At 38.9% G+C, this 22,212-nt stretch carries 19 protein-coding genes and 1 pseudogene; 10 read left to right on the forward strand and 10 right to left on the reverse strand.

The window, feature by feature from the left end; genetic code table 11:
* The first annotated feature begins 6 nt into the window (after window positions 1–6).
* Window positions 7–1,761: a DEAD/DEAH box helicase gene (locus QMA12_RS01630; RefSeq protein ID WP_290208784.1), complete on the forward strand. Its 1,755-nt coding sequence runs from the start codon at window positions 7–9 to the stop codon at window positions 1,759–1,761.
* A 34-nt stretch (window positions 1,762–1,795) separates the two neighbouring features.
* Here the strand turns inward: QMA12_RS01630 and QMA12_RS01635 are convergent, their stop codons facing one another.
* Window positions 1,796–2,122 carry a ribonuclease E inhibitor RraB gene (locus QMA12_RS01635; RefSeq protein WP_087531715.1) on the reverse strand — a complete coding sequence of 109 codons (327 nt, stop codon included), beginning with the start codon at window positions 2,120–2,122 and terminating at the stop codon, window positions 1,796–1,798.
* Window positions 2,123–2,284: 162 nt separating this feature from the next.
* On the opposite strand from QMA12_RS01635, the gene QMA12_RS01640 reads away from it, so the two are divergent.
* Genes QMA12_RS01640 through QMA12_RS01655 form a run of 4 tightly spaced genes read left to right on the forward strand, consistent with a single transcriptional unit; the run spans window position 2,285 to window position 9,444 of the window.
* The gene (locus tag QMA12_RS01640; protein WP_290208783.1) at window positions 2,285–4,009 is read left to right on the forward strand and encodes an autotransporter assembly complex family protein; all 1,725 of its coding nucleotides are present in this window, start codon (window positions 2,285–2,287) and stop codon (window positions 4,007–4,009) included.
* Window positions 4,009–7,701, forward strand: coding sequence for a translocation/assembly module TamB domain-containing protein (locus QMA12_RS01645; RefSeq protein ID WP_290208782.1), 3,693 nt, complete (start codon window positions 4,009–4,011; stop codon window positions 7,699–7,701). Before QMA12_RS01640 ends, QMA12_RS01645 begins: the two co-directional genes overlap by 1 nt.
* A gap of 8 nt (window positions 7,702–7,709) precedes the next feature.
* Entirely contained in the window at window positions 7,710–8,540 is an 831-nt protein-coding gene (locus QMA12_RS01650) for a hypothetical protein (protein ID WP_290208781.1), read from the forward strand.
* Window positions 8,541–8,574: 34 nt separating this feature from the next.
* Window positions 8,575–9,444 (forward strand): peptidylprolyl isomerase, encoded by an 870-nt coding sequence (locus QMA12_RS01655; protein ID WP_290208780.1) that lies wholly within the window; start codon window positions 8,575–8,577, stop codon window positions 9,442–9,444.
* Window positions 9,445–9,464: 20 nt separating this feature from the next.
* On the opposite strand, the gene queF is transcribed toward QMA12_RS01655, so the two are convergent.
* Window positions 9,465–10,310, reverse strand: coding sequence for an NADPH-dependent 7-cyano-7-deazaguanine reductase QueF (gene queF / locus QMA12_RS01660; protein WP_290208779.1), 846 nt, complete (start codon window positions 10,308–10,310; stop codon window positions 9,465–9,467).
* 59 nt (window positions 10,311–10,369) lie between these two features.
* Between queF and syd the strand changes: the two genes are divergently transcribed.
* Window positions 10,370–10,909, forward strand: a complete 540-nt coding sequence (syd, locus tag QMA12_RS01665) for a SecY-interacting protein (RefSeq protein WP_087531709.1) — start codon at window positions 10,370–10,372, stop codon at window positions 10,907–10,909.
* A 50-nt stretch (window positions 10,910–10,959) separates the two neighbouring features.
* On the opposite strand, the gene QMA12_RS01670 is transcribed toward syd, so the two are convergent.
* From QMA12_RS01670 to QMA12_RS01680, 3 genes are all read right to left on the reverse strand, one after another.
* Complete coding sequence (locus tag QMA12_RS01670; RefSeq protein ID WP_087531708.1) at window positions 10,960–11,733, reverse strand: Zn-ribbon-containing protein; 774 nt, start codon at window positions 11,731–11,733, stop codon at window positions 10,960–10,962.
* A 13-nt stretch (window positions 11,734–11,746) separates the two neighbouring features.
* The gene (locus QMA12_RS01675; RefSeq protein WP_087531707.1) at window positions 11,747–12,013 is read right to left on the reverse strand and encodes a hypothetical protein; all 267 of its coding nucleotides are present in this window, start codon (window positions 12,011–12,013) and stop codon (window positions 11,747–11,749) included.
* A gap of 109 nt (window positions 12,014–12,122) precedes the next feature.
* Window positions 12,123–12,266, reverse strand: coding sequence for a DUF2789 family protein (locus tag QMA12_RS01680; RefSeq protein ID WP_087531706.1), 144 nt, complete (start codon window positions 12,264–12,266; stop codon window positions 12,123–12,125).
* A gap of 137 nt (window positions 12,267–12,403) precedes the next feature.
* On the opposite strand from QMA12_RS01680, the gene QMA12_RS01685 reads away from it, so the two are divergent.
* Window positions 12,404–13,036: a GNAT family N-acetyltransferase gene (locus QMA12_RS01685; protein WP_290208778.1), complete on the forward strand. Its 633-nt coding sequence runs from the start codon at window positions 12,404–12,406 to the stop codon at window positions 13,034–13,036.
* Window positions 13,037–13,189: 153 nt separating this feature from the next.
* On the opposite strand, the gene gloA is transcribed toward QMA12_RS01685, so the two are convergent.
* From gloA to QMA12_RS01700, 3 genes and pseudogenes are all read right to left on the reverse strand, one after another.
* A complete protein-coding gene (gene gloA, locus QMA12_RS01690) occupies window positions 13,190–13,588 on the reverse strand; it encodes a lactoylglutathione lyase (protein ID WP_290208777.1) in 399 nt (132 codons plus the stop codon).
* Window positions 13,589–13,654: 66 nt separating this feature from the next.
* Window positions 13,655–15,565, reverse strand: coding sequence for an aminotransferase class V-fold PLP-dependent enzyme (locus QMA12_RS01695; protein ID WP_290208776.1), 1,911 nt, complete (start codon window positions 15,563–15,565; stop codon window positions 13,655–13,657).
* A 106-nt stretch (window positions 15,566–15,671) separates the two neighbouring features.
* Window positions 15,672–15,914: pseudogene (locus QMA12_RS01700) on the reverse strand (endonuclease III); the annotation flags it as partial.
* Between the two features lie 268 nt (window positions 15,915–16,182).
* On the opposite strand from QMA12_RS01700, the gene QMA12_RS01705 reads away from it, so the two are divergent.
* The 3 genes from QMA12_RS01705 (at window position 16,183) to QMA12_RS01715 (ending at window position 20,010) form a co-directional block, all read left to right on the forward strand.
* On the forward strand, window positions 16,183–17,184 hold the full coding sequence (locus QMA12_RS01705) for an AraC family transcriptional regulator (RefSeq protein ID WP_290208775.1): 1,002 nt from the start codon (window positions 16,183–16,185) through the stop codon (window positions 17,182–17,184).
* Window positions 17,185–17,343: 159 nt separating this feature from the next.
* Window positions 17,344–18,717, forward strand: coding sequence for an amidohydrolase family protein (locus tag QMA12_RS01710; RefSeq protein WP_290208774.1), 1,374 nt, complete (start codon window positions 17,344–17,346; stop codon window positions 18,715–18,717).
* Window positions 18,718–18,720: 3 nt separating this feature from the next.
* Window positions 18,721–20,010, forward strand: coding sequence for a S41 family peptidase (locus QMA12_RS01715; protein WP_290208773.1), 1,290 nt, complete (start codon window positions 18,721–18,723; stop codon window positions 20,008–20,010).
* A gap of 185 nt (window positions 20,011–20,195) precedes the next feature.
* On the opposite strand, the gene QMA12_RS01720 is transcribed toward QMA12_RS01715, so the two are convergent.
* Window positions 20,196–21,376, reverse strand: a protein-coding gene (locus QMA12_RS01720) for an IS3 family transposase (protein ID WP_290208772.1) whose coding sequence is annotated in 2 segments (ribosomal slippage) — window positions 20,196–21,118 and window positions 21,118–21,376 — 1,182 coding nt in all. Because the reading frame shifts where the segments join, the coding sequence is not laid out codon by codon here.
* A 179-nt stretch (window positions 21,377–21,555) separates the two neighbouring features.
* Entirely contained in the window at window positions 21,556–22,188 is a 633-nt protein-coding gene (gene nth, locus QMA12_RS01725; RefSeq protein ID WP_290208771.1) for an endonuclease III, read from the reverse strand.
* Window positions 22,189–22,212 lie beyond the last annotated feature (24 nt).

Here is a 22,212-nt window from a genome sequence, read left to right on the forward strand (position 1 = left end):
GTATCGATGAGTTATATATTAAGGCCTTATCAACAAGAGGCTGTAACGCGTACAGTTTCCCACTTCAGAAAGACCAACGATGCTGCATTGATTGTGTTACCAACAGGTGCAGGTAAAAGTTTGGTTATCGCTGAACTCGCGCGCATTGCAAAGCAAAAGATTTTGGTGTTAGCGCATGTTAAAGAACTAGTTGAACAGAATGCTGAAAAATATACTAGCTTTGGTCTTGAGGCGAGTATATTTTCAGCAGGCTTGAAACAAAAATCATTAGCTAACCAAGTGACGTTTGCCAGTATTCAGTCTTTATCACGCAACCTAGATAAATTAAATGAGCACTATTCATTAGTGATTATTGATGAATGTCACCGTGTTAGCGATGATGATAATAGTCAGTATGCAAAAGTTATAGCTGCACTGAAGTCATTTAATCCAAAGTTAAAAGTATTAGGTTTGACAGCGACGCCATTTAGGCTGGGTATAGGTTGGGTATATCATAAGCATTATCATGGGTTTGTTAGAGGGAATAATGAAAGCCCATTTAAAGCATGTATATTTGAACTACCGTTAAGGTATATGATTAAAAATCAGTATCTGACTCCACCAAAAGAAGTGGATGCTGCATTAAGTCATTATGATTTTTCTTCGTTAACGAGTGACTCATTTGGGCGTTATAACCAAGACGATTTAAATAATTTACTTAGCGCTAATACACGAGCGACGAAGTCTATTTGTAATGATATTTTAACTCTAAGTAACAAGCGTAAAGGGGTGATGATATTCGCTGCAACTGTACGTCATGCGCAGGAAATTTTAAGCTATTTTCCTGCTGAGCACAGTGCCTTAATTACAGGTGAAACTAGCGCTGAACAAAGAGATAGATTTATTGCCGCATTTAAAAGAAAACAACTAAAATTTTTAATTAATGTATCAGTATTAACTACTGGATTTGATGCACCCCATGTTGATTTTATTGCTATTTTAAGGCCCACAGAGTCTGTCAGCCTCTATCAGCAAATTGTCGGTCGTGGGCTACGGCTCAGTGAAGGTAAAGACGATTGTTTAGTGATTGACTATGCAGGAAATGGCTTTGATCTATTTTACCCAGAAGTAGGTAATAAAAAGTCACAAAGTGATAATGAGCCAGTTCAGGTACTTTGCCCCGGCTGCGGATTTGCTAACATCTTTTGGGGTAAAACGGATAGCCAAGGTAAAGTGATTGAACACTTTGGCCGGCGTTGCCAAGGTTTAATAGAATCAGATGACGATTCTGAGCAATGTGATTATCGTTTTAGGTTTAAAGAGTGTGACCAGTGCGGAGCACAAAATGATATTGCCGCAAGACTATGCCAAACATGTGATGCAACTCTTGCAGATCCTGATGACAAATTACGCGCAGCGTTAAATTTAAAAGATGCCTTAGTATTGCGTTGCAGCGGTCTGAGTGTGCAGGCACTGAATTCTAATAGTGATATTATTAAATTAACCTATTTTGATGAAGATGGCGCTAGTTGTGATGAAATATTTGATTTTTCTCATCCAGGAGCCCGTTATATATTTAATAAACAGTTTGGCATACGTACTTCACAAGGGCGAGCACCTATTGAGTATAAAACGGCCAATGATGTAATTGCAGATGAACTTAATTTAACTGCACCTGATTTTGTTATTGCGCGAAAAAATAAAAAGTATGGCTGGAAAGTGGCCGATAAATTATTTGACTATCAGGGGAATTTTAGAAAAGCTAACCAGTTAAGTCGCTAAATACTTAACTGGTTTAAATATTTGGGTATAAAGCTTACTCGCTTTCTAAGCCCCACCCATCACCATAGCCATTATGACCATTTGCGATGCTTTCTAAATACTGCTCAGTTTGACCCAGTAAGGTGTGATCTGGCACCATTTGAACTTGTGTAACTACTTCCCAGATACCGGTATCTTTACATTGTACAAGCTCAGTACTTGGCGCTAAGTCATCTTCACTAATTATGTTAGCAAACTTTTCAGCTTCTATTTTTTGTTCAAATAAAATGTAGAAATCAATTTTGTGCATTTGTGCTAAATCAATACCAGCATCAGCTATTTCAGTTAGTAATTGACCATTGTCGTCATCAGGAAATTGCATTTAGAAACTCTATAATAATATCTCAAATTCGTTATCGCTATTGTAACCAAAATAAAGCAATTAAGCGTACTAATTTTCACATTTGAGTTGCTGTGTCACGGCACTGGCTTGTGGTATTATTTAATCTCATTAAAGTTAACTTGTTTTTAGTAAGGAAATTACTTGCCTAGTCGAATATTTACGCTTATTGCAGTCGTATTCTTTTTTATTTCAAGCAATTTAGTTGCTGCATCCAATATTGTAAAAAGTTATGAAATTAATGGTCTAAGTGGTGACCTTGAAAAAAATGTAGAGCTATATTTAAAGCAACTTGAAGGCGAAAAAGTAACGCGTACAGTACTCAGTCATGCTAAAAAACAAGTAGCTAGTAGTCTAAAGGCATTAGGGTATTATAAACCTGAAATTAAATTAGATTATATTTCACAGTCACAAGAGTTGATTGCAACTATTGAGCGAGGCCCAGTCACTCGTATTGCCGATATTCGTGTGAATGTACATGGAGCAGGAAAAAATGACACTCAATTGATGGATGTTGTTAACAAAATAAACTTAAAACAAGGTGATATTCTCAATCACAGTCATTATGATGCGGCGCGAAAGAAAATAGAAAGCCAATTATTGGAGCTAGGTTATTTTGATGTCAAATGGGAAGCTCATCAATTAGCTATTTCACTAAAATTAAATAGCGCGGAAGTCATTTTAACCTTTGATACCGGTACGAGGTATCAATTTGGTGAACTAATTTTAGGTAATGAAAGTCCAGCAGAAAAATACATTCGTTCATTAGCTAAATTCAAACAAGGCGAACCATATCAAGCCACAACAGTTTCTGAATATAACTTGTCATTATCTACGACCCCTTATTTTAATAGCGTGAGAGTTTATGCTGATATCGCCAATCGAGCAAATCAACAAGTACCAATAAACATAGATGTACTACATAAACCAGCAAACAGTTTTGAAGTTGGGGGAGGGTTTGACACTGACTTAGGACCGAAAGTAAGGTTCAAATGGTCTAAGCCCTGGATCACAGAAAATGGCCACTACCTTGAAAGTAACTTAAATGTCTCCGAACGTCAGCAGGATATCTCTTTGGGTTATACCATTCCTGTGGATGACCCCAATGATGATTTATGGCGTTATTCAGTCGGTTATAAACTTGAAGATGAATTAACTGATGATATTTATAGCAAAATATTTACAGCACAATTACAGCGCCAATGGCTAACGGAGAACGACTGGGTGCGTACAGCATTTATCCGTCGTGACTATGAAACGTATCGTTTAGGGGATGATGAACAAAGTTCTAAAATGTTAATGCCGGGCATTAGTTATGCTAAAAAAGACACTAAAGGTGGCACTACACCTTATTGGGGTGAGCAATGGCTAGTCTCAGCTGAATTTGGTTTAGAAGATGCGTTTTCAACAACAAATATAGTACGCGTGCAGCTGCAAAATGCTTGGCTACGTACATATATGGACAAGCATTTAGTATTTTTAAAAGCAAATGTGGGTGCAATGCTCGTTGATGATATAAATAACGTACCTTTATCACTTCGATTTTATGCAGGGGGCGATCAAAGTGTGCGAGGCTTTGCTTACGAATCTATTTCTCCAAAGGATGATGAAGGGCGCTTAATCGGGGGAAAATACTTACTTTCAGGTACTGTTGAGTATAACTATCAGTTTGCGCAAAGTTGGCGGCTAGCTTTGTTTGTTGACAGTGGTACAGCGACGAATGATTTTTCAGATAGGGTTGAAGTAGGTGCTGGCTTCGGTTTTCGTTATTTAACACCTGTTGGCCCTGTCAGAGTTGACCATGCGTGGGGTTTGACAAAAGAAAGTAAGAGTACGCGTTTAAGTATTACTATAGGGCCTGAAATTTAATGTTAAAAATGAAAAAAATTACAGCTTTACTAACTATCTTTATTAGCACCTTATTAGTGATATTGTTTTGTTTGCTATTTACAGCGCCAGGTAATCAATTAATCGCTTACACTGCGAATAAATTAGTCGATGGACTTTCTATTAATATCAAAAATGGTCGCTTCTTATATAACGACACGTTCAATATAACATATAGATCTCCAAGCTTAGACTTCGCAGCAGAGCAATTAAAACTTGATTTATACTGGTGGCACTGTGATGGGGTGTGTGTTGAAAATTTTAGTGCTAAAAAAGTTACTTTAAATATTAAAAACGTGGATCAAGCCCAAACTGAAGAAACTGATGATGTAGCGTCAAATGAAGATGTACTTGAGCAGCCTTCGCAGATTAATCTACCTATTGCGCTGTCAGTTAAACGGGTTGCTATTAATACTTTTAGCTTGTCACATGCTAGTGCCGATGTGACTGTCCAGCAATTTCAGTTAAGTGCTAAAGCAGAAGAATCCTTAGTTACACTCAGGTCTTTAAGTATTAAGCAGGTTGACGTGTTAGTTAAAGAGGTTGAGAAGCCTCCAGCAGAACCTTTAACTGCACTGGCTCCATTACCTGATATTGAGTTTACTTCACCTATGGCTGCAAATATTGAAGAGGTAGCAATAGACTTGGTTCGAATTACTCAAGCTGAGCAACAACATGAAGTAAAAAGCATCCGTACTGCATTTTCAATAGATAGCAGTGAACTGGTTTTAGAAACGCTCACTGCTGACTACCAGCAATGGCATTTATCAACTGAACTGAACGCTAACCTCAAAGAGCAAACCCCTTTAGATGCTAAAATTGACGTTGCTAGTGTTGATCATCAATTAACTTTAATAGCCAGTGGTGATTTATCAGATTTACAGCTCGATGTGAGCACTCAAGGCCTTTACCCATTATCAGCCAAATTACAAGCTGATCTGAAGACTGTAAACTTTCCTTTTACGCTTGAAGCCTATATAAAACAATGGCAATTAGATGCTCAAAGTAACCCAGTAAAAGTGACAAATGTTGCTTTGAATGGCGAAGGTAATGCAGATGACTATATGTTAACTCTGACCGGGAACAGCCAACTGGGCGCTTATCCTGAGGTAAACTTAAATGCAATGTTAAACGGTGGATTAACACAAATAAATGTGGAACGACTCGCTTTAGCTGCAAACGAAAGCCGCGCAACGATAAAAGCATCAGCAAACTGGGAAAATGGTATAAAAAGCCAATTTTCTGGACAGTTAGATCAACTTAAAGCGCAATATTTAACAGATAGTGTCACCAGTGATATTTCAGGTCAATTTGCTGGCTCTTTTAATGCTTCGAATAACAAGTGGCAATTATCTATGCAAGATAGTCAATTAACGGGGGTTATTGATGAAGTTAACTTTAACTTTATATCAGACTTCGATTTAAACAGTAATTTACATGCAAATATAAAAGCACTTGAGCTAACAAGTGGCGAAAATAAGTTGTCTTTAGCGGGCCATATCGAGCAGCAATGGAATATTGATGGCAAGTTGTATTTAAATAAATCAGAACAAAAAAAGCTGCCTTTTACTGGGACTGGTGATGGTCACCTTTCCATTCGCGGTGAACGTTTAGAGCCGGTAGTTAATTTAGACTTAGCCTTGCAGGATTTAACTTATGACGACATAGCTGTTGCAGCGTTATCGATAAAGTCTGATTTTAATTATGCTGCCGATTGGCAAACAAACGCCAATATAAAAGTACGCAATGCAAAACTTGCAGGGCAACAAATTAATAGTATTAGCGTGAATGCTACTGGGGATAAAAAAGATCACCTCGTGCAATTTGAGCTTGATGCACTTGAGGGAAAAGCCGAATTTGAAATTGCAGGTGCAATGGTCAATAAAACCTGGCAAGGCCAGCTAAGTGATGTGTTATTGACTGACAATACCTTAGAGCTAACAGCTGCTCCCAAAGTTGCAGTAACATTTAATACTGAAAATGGCAATTTCTCTGTCGATAAACACTGTTGGCAGACTCAAAGCAGTAAACTATGTGTTGATCAACTCACGCAAGCGAATGATATTGGTTCTTTAGTTGCTAGTCTTGATAACTTAGATTTAGCAGAGCTTAAGCATTTATTACCTGAAAACCTAGTCACCAAAGGTGGTATAACGGGTCAAGTTGCAGCCAATTGGCAGTCAGCAAATTTGAAAAAGCTAACTGCATCATTACAGTCTCAAGATTTGGCTGCAATATTTATTGATGAAGAAAAAAGATATCGAGTGCCTATCGAAACGTTAAACCTAAAAGCGGAGGCTAACTCACAAAGTGGCCAACTGCAGGCAACGTTAAATTCGAGTCTGTTAGGTGACATTAATGCTGATATTTCGGTGCAAGATTTACCGTCAAGCCAAACGCTATCTGGTAATATAAATATTGATGAAATCTTGTTAGCCGATTTGCAACCATTTATCGGTACGCTAGAGCAACTTAAAGGTGATATTAGTGGCCAGATAGCTTTGAATGGTTCGTTAACCGAGCCATTATTAAATGGGCAAGTCAGTATTGATGAAGTTGATCTTCAAGGTGAACAGCTCCCGGTATCCGTCGTTGACTCAAGGATAAATATTGGCTTTGATAAAACTAAAGCGACTTTAGATGGAAAGCTCAATGACACTGAAGGTGGCAATATAACTCTAAGTGGTGATATTGACTGGGGAGGGGCTAAGCCGGCAGTTAATTTAGCCATAAATGGTGAACAGTTTTATGTTAAAGCGCAACAAGGGGTATTGTTTAAGGTGTCGCCGGATTTAGACATTAACCTTGCCGACAACGCATTCAAACTAGCTGGCCAAGTTGTAGTGCCTTATGGGCGAATCACTATTGAAGAGTTACCCGAAGGGGCTGTACAAGTTAGTGACGACGAAATCATCATTGATCAACAAATAGAGCAATCAACAGCCGTTCCCTTTGATTACGATATAAACCTAAAACTAATTGTGCAGAATGATGTACGTATTGATTCGTTTGGGCTCGAATCTAAAATTGCGGGTGATTTAACAATTAAGATGGATCAGCAAACACCCATGATAGCGACGGGTGAACTAAACTTACGTGAAGGTACTTATCGCGCGTTTGGCCAAGACTTAATTATCAGCACAGGGCAGGTTGGTTTTAGTGGGCCGATAGACAAACCCTATTTAAATATTAAAGCAATTCGTAACCCTGAAAATACCGCGAACGATGTGGTTGCTGGCATTACTTTAACAGGTAACGTCGAACAGCCTTCATTAAAAGTCTTTTCTGAGCCTGCAATGGATCAGGGCCAATCTCTAGCGTACCTACTCAACGGTCAGCCGCTTGACGAAGGCGATAGCTCGACCGATGCAATGTTAACGCAGCTATTATTAGCCCAAGGGGTTAGTCGAAGTGAAGGTGTGGTGTCAAAAGTGGGTGAGAGCTTTGGTTTATCAGACGTTAGTCTCAGCTCTAAAGGTAGCGGAGATGACACTAAAGTGGAAATTTCAGGTTATGTTGCGCCAGGTGTCCAAGTAAAATACAGTGTCGGGGTTTTTGAGTCGCTCAGCGAAGTTGCTGTGCGCTATCAATTGTTGTCCCAGTTATATATCGAAATTACCAGTGGCTTAACTCGAAGTGCCGACATATTATATAAATTTGATTTGGATGATTAAGTAATTATATGCAATTACTTATGCTAATTGGTTTTATGTTGATGCTAGTACCAAATGCAATAGCTCAGCAGGTTACAGTACGTTATAGTGCTGGTGGGCACCCTTATGCTATCGAGTTACTCCAATTAGCACTCAGTAAATCGGATATTACAATTAATATGCAGCCTGTTGATAATATTCCAAGTCAAACTCGGGCAATTCGTTTATTGGGCACTGAAAAGGGGATTGACGTTGTATGGAAAGTAACAAATTCTGAATCTGAAAAAAAAGCAAAGGCTATATTGATCCCTATTGTTAAAGGACTACTTGGCTATCGTATTCCTTTAGTTCATATTAATAATAAAGAGTTATTTAGAGGTGTGCGTCATTCGCGCGAGTTACAGCGTTTTATTTTTGGTTTACGAGAAGATTGGCCAGACGCTGCTATCTTTCAAAGTAACGAGTTGAAAACAACAACCTATGGACAAGGTGCAGACCCATTGCACATGCTGGTAACAGGGCGTTTTGATGCATTACCTTATGAAATATTTGAGGTAATACAATCGCGAGATAAAAATTTAGTAAACGATCAGTATATCGCTATTCATTACCCTAGCGCTGTTTACTTTTTTGTCGCAAATGACGACATAAAGCTACATGATAAAATAAAGTATGGGTTAGAAATTGCCATTGCCGATGGCTCATTCGATGAACTATTTTATCACCATTTTGCGCATGCTATTGCTCAAGCTAATTTAAAGCATAGACGTATTATTGAATTAAAAAACCCGCTTCTCCCCTTAAGTGCGCCATTAAATAGTGAACATTATTGGCTTGATAAAAAAACTATTAATCAATAATCTGTCGCTATAACTACCTATAATAAGCTGTTTTATGTTTAAAAAATCGTTAGTCCCAATTCTATTGACGCTATTGACTCAATCGCCGCTAGCTCATGCTCAAAAGCCTACAGTGAGCAGTATTTTAGAGCACGCAGGCGACTCTCAGTGGCGAGCTGTTGATCCGAATAATGTACTGAAAATAACTCTAGCTACAGGCTCTGCATATATAGAGCTTAATCCATATCTTGCACCTAAACACACAAGCAATATAAAACTGTTAGCGCAGCAGGGCTTTTATAAAGGGCTCAATGTTTATCGTTTTGTTGAAGGATTTGTTGCTCAAGGTGGGGATGCCAGTGGTAAAAAAATAATCACGAAAGCGAGTAAAACACTCCCCGCAGAGTTTTATTTAACAACTAAAACACCTGTGGCTATCACCGAGCTTGATAACCAGGATGGCTATGCTCCAATTACAGGTTTTCTAGATGGTTTTGCCGTGGCACAAAATAAAAACAAGACCCAAACTTGGCAAGTGCACTGTAACGGTATTTTTGCCATGGCTCGGGGTAATGATATTAACAGTGGTGGAACAGAATTCTATGTAACGATTGGTAACAGCCAGCGCTATTTAGATAGGAACATTACCGTATTTGGTCGTGTTCTTGAAGGAATGCAGCACTTTAATCGGCTCAATAGACAAGCAAACGAAAAAGAGCTTTTTAATCCAATCACTGATATACAAGTATTGGCTGATATTGCTGAGCACGATAGCAGCCAATTTAAAGTTATGCGAACAGACTCAACGGCTTTTAAAGCGCTAATTGAAGCACGAAAGAACCGTAGTGAAGCATGGTTTGTTGCAACGCCTAATTACATAGATGTATGTGCCATGCCTATACCAACGCAGAGAGTCAGTAAATAAAGCGTAGTCGAAAACCGCCTTTATTGGCGGTTTATTTTGACACTAAATGGCACAATATCGTTGTAGGTAGAGCGATATGGGTTGATATCAAGGCCACCACGACGAGTATAACGCGCATATACTTCAAGATCCGTAATATTAAGAATACCTGTTAAGTCACAGTAAATGCGTTCAACACACTGTTCATGAAATTCATTGTGAGTACGAAATGAAATTAAGTATCGTAATAAGGATTCTTTACAAATTTTCTCACCAGTATATCGAATAATAATACTCGCCCAATCAGGTTGTGAGGTAATTAAGCAATTAGATTTAAGTAGATGGCTGTGTAAGGTTTCACTAACGACCTCTTTAGACTCGCTTTCAAGAGTATTTGCGTCTAGATCATAATCGTTAATCTCAATATCTAGATCATCAATACACTCACCAGGTAGCGGTGTGCAAGGAAGGCAATTAAAATCATCTGCGCCGTAAAGAGTAACGGTAATTGGCATTGTTACCGCATGTGATAAATCATTTTCTAAAGCAGTTCTTACTTGTTCGATACTGTCAAATCGAGTTTGGTTAAAACTATTTAAATACAGCTTAAATGATTTAGACTCAATAATATGACTTGTTTGACAAGGAAACGCGAAAGTAGCCACAGCAACCATAGGCTTCCCCTTGTTATTGAGCCATGACAACTCATAACCAGTCCAAATATCTTGCCCTTTAAAAGGCAGCTTTGCTTCGTCAATATTTAAATCATCACGGTTTAGTTTACGGGCGATAGGAAATAATAAACTTGGCGTGTAAGTGTCAACGTACTCAGTTGATTGCCCAAGTACACTACCTTTTAGTTCAGGGGAGTTGCTGTAATCTGTCATGTTGCGTCTTTTGTAGTTACAATACGGGTATTATACCTAAAGCTAATGAGTTTCGCAGTATGTCTATTGTTACCCAATTAGAACAACTCCATAAAAATTTTGCACAGCATACATTAAGTCAAACCAGTGTTTTGCCTCAGATTGAACATGACGAAAGCTGGCCAAGCCCAGCAGAAGTAGGTACGCCCAATGATGATGGTTTTATTCAATGGCAGGCAACACGCAGAGAAACCATTGGGTCGTTGAAGGATTTAGCCGCTGCATTGAACCTAGAGTTCCCTGAAGCACTCAATGGTTACTACGGCGCATTTTACGCAGGCTCAATTATTGCAAAAATTGATGAACATAATATTGAGTTATTACAAACTTGGAGTGAGGATGATTTTGACTTACTGCAACAGAATATAACGGGGCATGTTTTGATGAAACAAAAACTAAAGCAACCGCCTAGTGTATTTATCGGTCTGACAGATCAAGAAGATTTATTGGTTACTGTGTTAGTTGAAAGTGGTGAGGTGTGCTTAGAATATGTGGGTAAAAAACCTCATCATGTACTTGCACCTAACCTTGAAGAGTTTATAAAAGCACTCAAGGTGTAACCGATTATTTCGCGGAGTAAGTAAGGTTTACTCCGCGTACAATATCAATGTTATTGAAAATCCCACGAAATGTTTGATACTAATCCGCATGGTTCACACCTAAAATCAAATAAGCCAAACCACGACTCTGGCAACTTCCAGTCACCGTTGCAGCTCGGACACTTTCTAGCGAGCTCTGATGCTTTATCTTTACCGCCTACACGGTATAAATAATAGTAAACGGGCTTTTGGGTTAAAAACCTTATGCGTTTAGCAATATCTTTACCACGACGAGAAAGGTCACTATCAAGATTAGATATTTCATCTAAGGCAGGGAATTCACAGCGCGTTGCGCCATTAATTTGAATCTGATCGCATGCTTGCCAGTCTTCTTGCCATTTAATTAACGTTTTATAATCGCCGTTTGCTATAGCGGGGATTTTAAATAATGGTACAGGTAAAAAATCATCTCCACAATAAAGCGGGCTACAGGTGTGAACATACGTGGTATATAAAATATATGACGAAGGCTCATGGCATGCATCAGCGCCGTTAGAGTGAATATCTTGGCCTATTACTTTAACTTTTGGTGCAAGCAAGCCGGCATCATGTAATTTATCAATACTGTGTTTGACAAAAGGACTGTGATTTAATGGATGCATTGCGTCATCAGTCGGGCACATTACCCGAGTAATAAAGTAACCATCTTTCAAAACGGTAGGGAATTCTTCCCCCATAATTTGACCGTTAAAACGCAACGCATTCACTAAACGGTTAATTGCTTGCTCCGCGTTTTCAAGGGTGGTGTCTTGGTAACAGTCAAAAGTTAAATCAACAACAAACATTACATTTTCTCAATTAATTTTTATCTAGCAGCGCTAATAGTTTATCAAGTTTAGCTTCAATACGATCAAGTTGGCTTTCATGAGCGTTGCTACTTTGTTCTGCACTTGGCTGTTTGATTAAACTGTGGATTGAATCAGGGTTATTTTTATACTGGCTTACCGCTGCAATAATAATCGGCATGGGTACAGGTTGAGATAATTTATTTTTAGTTAAAGCAACAGTAGGGATTTTGCCTTCTTCAAGAAGGGCTTTGATAGCATCAATAACGATGGAATTCATTAATTATAAACTCTTAAAAATAATGCACAGCACTGTAGTGTACTGTACGGGTATAATATCAATATACTCAGTTACGCTCAATAAAAGTGTGCGCAAGAATAAATAGGTGTTATTGACGAAGTCCTACGCCTAGCTCGTCAATTACTTCACTCCAATCACCATTTTGCTCAATAAACGCATCTATTTCAGAATCACGACTTGGTAGACCAAGTTGTTTAAATAAGGTGGTAATATCATGCTTTGTGGCATCCATATCATACTCCTTTAAGGAAGTGTTAACCTATGGTGAGGTGAGTGAGTTTAACTCTCGCTGAATTTGCGTTTTGTTGTGGATAGGAATATACCTATAGATAGTAATACGCAAACAATCAACAATAATAAGGAGTGCTTATGACAACCATAATGCAAAATAACGCTTATAGTGTGCAATATATTGCAGCAGAAGACATAAGTGTAGCAGCAAGCTTAATATATCAAGCCTATCATGACGATCCAGTATTGCAGCAAGTACTCAATTACTCTGAACAGAACCTTGGCGCTTATGAAAAAAAATTACGCGCGTTGATCCGTGAAGAATTAAATACATTCTGGCAAGAAAAACAGCCATTAATAGGTTTATACAGCAATGAAAGGCTCAAAGCGGTAGCATGTGTGTTTGAATCTAATAGTCAATTACAAGCGCAGCGTTATTGGCACTGGCGATTAAAATTAATGCTTAGTGCTGGCTATTTACAAACGAATCAATTAATAGAAAAAGAACAAACTATTCGTAATGCGCTCAAAGAGCAAGGAAACTACTACTTTTTAGCCTTTATTGCAGTAGATCCTCACTTTCAAGGACAAGGGCTAGGAAGGTATCTATTACGAGGCTTAGATGATCTAGTACAAAGTAATACAGCTTCCTCTGGACTAGCTGTGTTTGTAACCCGTCATCAGCACAGCACTTTTTTTGAAAGTGAAGGGTTTAAATTACTAAAGAAATTAACGTTTAATAGCGTTGAAGGGGAGCTGCTGTTTAAATAAGTTGGCATTTGCAATTGACTAACCCTTTAAATTCTCACACCAGTAAAGTGTAGGCCTCGGCGTGGGGTGATGGAGTGAATTAAAACTCAAGAAGCTGCCAAGGCAAGCTTCTTGATAAAATGATGTGGGTTAATATAAATTACATTTAGCAAATTAAAAGAGTGAATTATCTTTTTTTTGAATAAGCTCTATAGCATAACCATCAGGGTCTTTGACAAATGCAATTTCGGTTGTGCCACCTTTAACAGGACCAGGCTCTCGGCTTACATTACCACCAGCAGCTTTTATTGCTTCGCATGCTTTGTAAATATCATCAAATTCAATCGCAATGTGACCATAGGCATTACCTAAATCATAGCTATTGGTATCCCAGTTATAAGTTAGCTCTAATACTGTGCTATCTTTTTCGTCACCATAGCCAACGAAAGCCAGAGTATAGCGATATTCTTCATTGTCATTACGACGCAGCTCCTTCATACCTAATACTTGCGTGTAAAACGCAATTGATTTCTCTAAATCAGCTACTCGCAACATGGTGTGCAGTAAACGCATTTTAATCCCCTTGATTTATTTTAAAATTAAATATGTTTAAGACAACGTAATGGTTTAAGTGAATCTTTATTGCCTCACTTTGCCCTTTAGAACATAGATTTCGCCATCAAAACTGCCCTGAATTGTTAATCCTTGCCCAGCCAATTCTTTTAGGTATTCAATATGTTCCTCAGTAATATGCTGCCCCGGAACTAACAGGGGGATGCCTGGTGGGTAGGGGGTGACTAACCCCGCACAAATGCGGTTGTTGCTTTTGCCGATGGGCACGGACTCACGCTCGCCATAAAATGCATCGCTTGGAATACAGGCTAAATCTATCGCTGGTAAATTCTCAGGTAAACGAGAGCGCCTCGTTGATGTTGCCAGCTTCACTTTACCAGAATCGAGCTTTCTTAGTGCGTTATATAAACGAATGATCTTTGAGCGTGTTCCGCCCAGAGTCAATAATACTAAAATAGTACTATGAGTATACTTTTCTATTTCAAGTCCAATTTCATCCAGCAGAAATTTATGAATATCCTTTAATGAATAAGGTAATTCGCTAATATCTATAAGGATTTTTAGTGGGTCGTGACCCATGTTATCGCCACTAAAATGCGGAAATATTTTCATAAAGTCTTGTTTGCCTAGTACTTTGATGTGCTTGAGTGACGCCATCTGCTGTTTAAACTCTTCCACATGATTTAACAAGCCATTGAGCAGCTTGTAGCCCTCCATCTCCAATTGCTTTTGGCACACATCAAGTGACGCTATAAGCTGATATTTAGGCGATGTACTGGCATAAATACTGTAAATCTCTCGAAAGAAGTCGGCATCGAAATCGGGATCGTTTACATGAATATAAGAGGCTTGAGAAAATGCCGAGACCACTTTATGTGCTGAGTGAGTAACATAGTCGGCCCCTGCATGAATCGCGGAGTAATTACGTAAGCTTGGGTGAAATAAGGAGTAAGCAAACCAAGCTTCGTCGATAAAGACTTTTATACCGTGCTTATGAGCAAAACCAACCACTTGTTTTAGATCGCTGAGAAGGCCGTCATACGTACACCCAGTGAGTACCAGTAATTTAGCATCGGTATTTTGTTCAATTGCCTGTTTTATGTCGGCCAACGACGGTGGTGCAAAAATGCCATATTTAGGGTTTAAAATACTCGATAAATAAATGGGTAAACTGGCTGATTGCAAGATGCCATAGTGCACAGACTTATGGCAATTGCGATCGATGATCACTTTATCGCCTTTACGCAGCAGTGTTTGCAAGATAATTTTATTTGAAGTAGATGATCCGTTGGTAACAAAGTAGGTATGTTTTACCTCAAATGTTGCTGCAGCGGACTCTTGCGCACGGCCAATGGTATTAGTGCTGTCTGATAATGATCCTAACGAGTCCACGGAAACCGATAAGTCCCCAACGAATACGTTACGTCCATAAAACTGATAAAAATCTTTGATATATGGGGAGTTTCTAAAGCTAGAACCACCGCTGTGGCCGGGTGTGTGCCAAGAATCATTTGCTTCGCCAACATAACGGCGATATGCAGTCCAGAATGGGGTTTCTGAACGGTCATCGAAGTCGTTGATCACATAGCCTAAAATCGCTTCTGGATCAGAAATCACTTCATCTTTAAAGAAAAAAGACTCAATCTCCTCTGATTCGTTGATTATCTCCAGACCTTCAGTGTCATCGCCGATAACATAAACCGGCAACTCAAGACGAATCGCCTTTAACTGCTCTATAAAGCGACTATACGTTCTTTCGCCAACCTTGTTATGTAGATCCCAGCTTAGTACCACGGCTTGAACATCACCATCTTCCTCTATAGTTTCCAATGCTTGCTTAAGTTCAAGACGTTCAATAATATCAATATGAATATCGCTGCGTTCAAAGTTAGGAATTGTTTTCGACAGATTTGTAGAAAGCTCTTGCAAGGTGGCTGGGTCTTGCTCAATTAACAAGATACGAAGTAAAGGTAACATAAGCATTTTCACAACAAAGTTTCATTATGCCCAACAGCATAACTAAAGGATTGAGACTTGTGAAATTAATACTTTGAAATTAATACTTTGAAATTAATAAATGAACTTAATCTGTCTTATCTTTAAATTCACACAAGTCTTCAATAATACAGCTGCCGCATTTAGGTTTACGGGCGGTGCACACGTAGCGGCCGTGCAGAATTAGCCAGTGATGTACGTCTACTTTAAATTCCTTAGGTACTACTTTTTCGAGCTTTTGTTCAACCGCAACCACGTCTTTGCCCATAGCTAGTTTAGTACGGTTAGAAACACGGAAAATATGGGTGTCTACCGCGATTGTCGGCCAGCCCAAAGATACGGAAGGTAGATGTTTAATCTTGCCAAGAAAAAGTATATTGCTTGATGAGCTGTTTTGTACCAATTTGAGCTATTTGATTTCACATTTATAATGTGTAAATGAGCAACTGAAATGGAGATTACCTTTCAACTTAAAAGGATCCAGAAGCATAGCGTTTAGGTTTAGCTCGTGCCATAAATCTCTGATGTTAAAAAAGCGCTTGATTGATGAGTCCGCTAACATATAATGCAAGTTAAAATCCCTATTGTAGAATATATCATTGGAAGCCATTAGTCTGATTAACGCTGGCATTATTGCAGTCTCAATTCAAGGTAGTGCTGTACTGTGGCGCAAACAAGGGCATAAAGGGATTTGTCTATTCATATTGCTAACAGCTTTCGCAGCGACGATGAATATAGTTCAAAGCTATCAATTGTATTTTAATACTTTCAACATCACGCCTGTTTTTCAGTTGCTTTTTGGGCCTGCTTTGTATCTAGCGTGTACGGGTTTAACTCGTAAAGAATTTTCAACGCTAGATAGCCTACATTTCTTGCCAGCACTAATTTCACTCGCTTTTACAAGCTACATTCAGGCCATCATTGCATTGGGTACGCTTTCTAGAATTGGCTATTCGGTGTTGACTGCACACAAGCTCAACTCGTATAAGAAAAGTTTGGATTCAGAGCGATCAGATTCTGATGAATATTCATTTCAATGGATGATTTGGACTATCTTACTGACGGCATTGTTTAATCTTTTTGATATTATAAGGCTTAATCTGCAACCCTACATAACAAGTGAAGTGAACCTATTTGGACAAGCTTTTAACAACAGCCTATGGCTTGTTGTTATCATTTTCATCACTTATAAACTCTCCACACAAGAGCATTCTCCCGCCATCACAAATAAAACGATTGACACATCACAAGCCAAAGAAGATGCAGAGCAATATTCAGCCATTTATACTGCTGTAGACAACCAAGTAAAATCTCAACAGCTATTTCGAATTGAGCGCCTGACTTTGAGTCAATTATCGGGTGATCTCGGACTGCAACAGCGTGATGTATCAAGAGCCATAAACCTTAACGCCAACAAAACCTTTAATGGATATATTAATGGCTTAAGAGTCGACTATGTTTGTAACTTGTTGCGTAGTGGAGTGCAACAATCTGTTACCGAGCTAGCTTTTGAAGCTGGCTTTAGTTCAAAAGCTGTATTCAATCGCTCCTTTAAAGAGTTCACCGGAATGACACCATCTCAGTATAAAGTTCAACAATAATAGACAGGGAGAGGCTAAACAAAACTTGAGGTTCAAATTCAACATGCGATTAAGCCTACTATCTTGATTTGCCGAGTTTCAAATCATGTTTTGAGACGATTTATGCATTGAGAAGGTGCATATTAGCTTTACCTTTTATACTAATTCGTTAGAGTTAACATGCTTAATTATCACAAACTAGTTTGCTTTATATTTGCCGTTCTCATTTCTGGTTGCCACACAACTGCCACGGCCGTTAATTTAGAAAACAGAAGCTTTTCTCTTATTAATGTCAATGTTATCGATGTACAAGCGAAGAGAATACGATACAACCAGCACGTTTGCGTCGTTGATGGGATCATTATTCGGATCTCTGAAAACAAGTGTCTAAACACCCACGCCAAGAAAATTGACGGCAACGGGGGGTATTTAACCCCCGGTCTTATTGATATGCATGTGCATATGTTTGAAAAAGAAGGGTTGGTTTTTTCGCTAAGTCATGGAGTTACTCATGTTCGTGTGATGAATGGCGTATCTGCACAGCTAAAGTGGCGAGATGATGCTGAACAAGGAAAAATACTTAGTAGCACAGCTTCTGTTAGCAGCCCGATTATATCCGGCTATGAAGACGCAGTCGTTCATCATGGACTATCCTCACCAGAAAAAGCGAGACAAGCTGTAGCTAATTATCACGGACAAGGTTATGACTTGATCAAAGTTTATAATAATCTAAATAGAGAAACGTTCTCTGCGCTTATGACTGAAAGTCGGCGGTTGGGTATTCCAGTAGCGAAGCATGCCCCCGATGTTCCAAAACCATTGGACATAGTTAACTATAAAGATATGCAAAGCTTTGAGCATGTTGAGGATATATTTTACGCTGCATTAAACAGGAAAATGGACATTAAAGCGTTAACTCCGTTTATCGAAAAAATAAAAACTATAGGTGTTCCAATTACACCAACACTTAATGTTTTCGACCAGCTAACAAAACTGAGCAGTGAAAAAGAAACCTTCCTTAATCAACAGCCTGAGCATTATATTTCTACCATTGTTAAATTAGATGATAAACGAAATCAAGTTAACCGTTGGTTGAAATCATCAGAGCAAAAAGCCAAATATAATAAACAAGTGCTTAGCTTTTTGTTAACTATCACGAAGGCGTTGCATGACTCAGACATCCCATTACTCATCGGCACAGACTCTGGCAATTTATTGTCGCCGCATGGCTTAGCAACTCATAACGAAATGAGGCTTTTCTATGAGGCCGGAATTAGTACTTTCGACATTCTGAAAGCTGCTACTTATAACGCTGCCAAGGCGCTGAAGCTTGATAAGAAGATAGGACAAATAAAAGAGGGTTTTTACGCTGATTTTATCTTTACTCAGGGGGACCCGACGAAAGATCTACAGCAGCTAGAAAAACCTGAAGCTGTTGCTAAACGAGGCATATGGCTCAATAGAAATAACTTAGAAAATCTCAGAGTTGAAGCGGAAAAAAGCAAGAGCTTATGGTCTGAATTGAAAATTTACTCAGAAATGTTAACGAGGTAAACCATGACAAAATATGTCATACATTCATTTGCTTTTTGTTTTCTACTACAGCAGAAAAGTAGAAAAATTATAATGTGTTTATGTTTGCTACTTGGGGCACCAACGGCTGCTTGGAGTTCAAATTTAGTAACAGACAGACAATGGGAAGAAGATATCAATATTTATCTTGAAAAGCTGGAACAAGGTCATTTGAATGTTGTTCATACAACGCCAAAGGAACGCATTTATGAAAATGTAGAAGCGTTGCGAAAACAATTGCCAAAACTATCGGATAACGAAATTTTGGTTCGATTGATGGAAATTACAAGAATGGTTGGTGACGGTCACACATCGTTTCCATTGTGGGGGCCTAAATTAAATAAATTTCCGATAAAGCTAATGGCAATAGACAAACGGTTTTTTGTAACTGCCACCACAAGTGAAAATAGAAGGCTGCTGAAGAGTGAATTAGTCTCTATTAAAGGAACGACAATTGCCGAAGTTTTTGATTCGTTGGCTAAACTTGTTCCTTTCGCTGAAAATGCCTATTCGACTCAGGTACGAGTCGCTCAATATATGCCAATGGCTGAAGTATTAAGCGGTATTGGGCTTGTTGATGCTGATTATTCAGCTAGCTTTACCTTTAAAAAAAATAACAAACTAATGCATAGAGACTTTCATGCTGAGGTATCGCAAAACTTTGAAAAGTCAGCTCTTTTAGGGACTTTCAATCCACAGGTTAAGAACGCGGCCGTCAATGAGGGGCTGTGGTTTTCGTCGTCTAAGAATAAAGATTCTGTGTACGTCAAGTTTCAGCGGTATTCAAACGTAAATAGCATGGAAGAATTTGCTGATGAGCTATTGCGTTTTATCAACGAAAATCAGTCTGAAAATTTAATCATTGATTTGAGAAATAATTTTGGAGGAGATTTTTTCGCTGGGTTAAAGCTTGCACAATATTTAGTACTTGCTGACAGCTTAAATTGGAAATCTGGGAGTTATGTTTTGATTAATAACGTAACCTTTTCAGCGGCAATGAGTAACGCAGCTCAATTTAAAAGCATACTCAATGCAATGTTGATTGGAGAGCCAACTGGAGCCAAACCAAAGGGTTATCAGGACATGGGAGAGTTTACACTTCCTAACTCTAAAAGAGTCGTGACCTTTTCAAAACGTTTTTACGATTTTATGGGTAATAATAAGGACGCTATATACCCAGATAAGACCATTAAATTGACTGTAGACGATTACCTTAAAAATACAGATAAACCATTGGAGTGGGTACTTGAACAGGTAAACTGGTATGAAAAATAATATAGTAAACAGAAGGTGAAATGGTTGATGTGCCACCATTAGTCCACAGCGTACATGTTGCCTTCCATTGCTGTAATTTTTGGGATAGTACAATACATTCAACTGGAAGGAGATATCTATGAAAAATAGGTTAAGGTTGTTTCGTGCAGAAAATGGTTGGTATCAAGCTGCTCTAGCTGTAGTGGTCAACTAATTTTGGCCACAGTTTTAGAATCTTGGTATCTAACCTCAGATTCATTTGGCGCTAAACCAGCATTATAGTGATGCGGTCTAACATTATTGTAATATCCATTTATGTAATCGCTTACGCTATATTTAGCTTCTTTAAAGTTTTCATATCCAACCTTTGGCATCCATTCCGTTTTAAAGCTTCTAAAAAATCGCTCCATAGCCGCATTATCCCAACAATTTCCGCGTCGACTCATACTTTGTGTAATTTTATAGCGCGATAAACGTTGGCGGTACTTCAAACTCGTATAATGGCTCCCTTGATCTGAGTGAAACATCAACCCACTTGGCTTACCTCTACTTTCATAAGCGAGTTCAAGCGCCTTTAGTGTTAAATTAGTATCTGGCGACAACGACATTGCCCAACCAACCACTTTACGCGCAAATAAATCAATAACGACCGCTAAATAAGCCCAGCGATTGCCTGTCCAAATATACGTTACATCACCGCACCACACAGTATTCGGTTCAATAACATCAAACTGCCTATCAAGCAGGTTTGGGATTTCAAGGTGTTCATTACCACCGCGCTTATATGAATGTTGAGGAACTTGGCAACTTTCAAGCTTTAACTTAACCATTAGCTTAGCAGCACGATAACGGCTCAATTCAAAATCACTGTTTGTCGCTATTGTAGCAATTGTCCTTGCACCTGCTGAGCCTCCACTCATTCTATGTATTGCTTTAACTTCAGCCTCTAACCTTACTTGCTCAGGTGTCGGCGTTGTATCGCGTATAGCCCAATATTTATAGCTGCTGCGATGCACATTGAATACGCTACACAGCACGCTAATTGGATAATGCTCTCGTTGATTTAACTTCTCGATTAACGAGAATTGTTCAGGGAGTCGGACATCAAGAGAGCGGTAGCCTTTTTTAATATGTCCTTTTCTAATTTAATGCGTTGGATTTGCTTTTTAAGTTCACGAATTTCAATTTGTTCGGGCGTCATTGGTGAAGCCGATAGTGACTGACCATTACGCTCTTGCTTTAATTGAGTAACCCACTTACTTACGGTTGATTTACCAACACCCATAGCCTTGGCTGCATCTTCTTGCGTATAACCTTGGTCGACTACAAGCTGAGCTGTTTCTAATTTGATTGCCGCAGAATACGTTGCGCGTTTTAATTTCGTCATTTTTTCACCCAAATTTGTATGCTTATTAGCATAACATTTCTTTCTTAATGGGTGGCCAAAATCACTGTACCACTACAAGCTGAACGGTAGAAGCATCTCGACAAGCGGTGAACGCTATCGAAACAGGTAAACATGACCCTTGCCTTTTCTATTGCTGAGTTGTTTCGTGAAGTGACTATTTATTCCGTTTTCTCTTTAAACTCACACAAGTCTTCAATAATACAGCTGCCGCATTTAGGTTTACGGGCTGTGCAGGTATATCTTCCGTGAAGAATTAGCCAGTGGTGTACGTCTACTTTAAATTCTGCGGGTACCACTTTTAGTAGTTTTTTTTCTACTTCAACAACGTTTTTACCCATCGCAAATTTAGTACGATTTGATACACGGTCGATATGGGTATCTACCGCGATTGTCGGCCAGCCGAAGGCGGTGTTTAAAACGACGTTAGCCGTTTTACGGCCAACGCCAGGGAGGGCTTCTAGGGCTTCACGGTTTTCAGGGACTTCGCTGTTGTGTTGATTGACGAGAATTTCACACATTTTATACACGTTAGCAGCTTTTGAATTAAATAAGCCGATGGTTTTAATGTAGTCTCGCAGTGTATCGTGGCCAATATCTAAAATAGCTTGTGGCGTATTAGCAACTGGAAACAGTTTTCGGGTGGCTTTGTTGACGCCTACGTCTGTGGCTTGCGCAGATAGTGTGACCGCGACAAGTAATTCAAATGGGCTTGAGTATTCAAGCTCGGTTTCTGGATGTGGATTATCATCGCGTAGACGAGTTAAAATCTCGTAGCGTTTTTCTTTATTCATGCAACTTAAACGTACAGCTAAGCT

It is taken from the genome of Pseudoalteromonas sp. APC 3893, assembly GCF_030408095.1.
GTDB lineage: Bacteria > Pseudomonadota > Gammaproteobacteria > Enterobacterales > Alteromonadaceae > Pseudoalteromonas.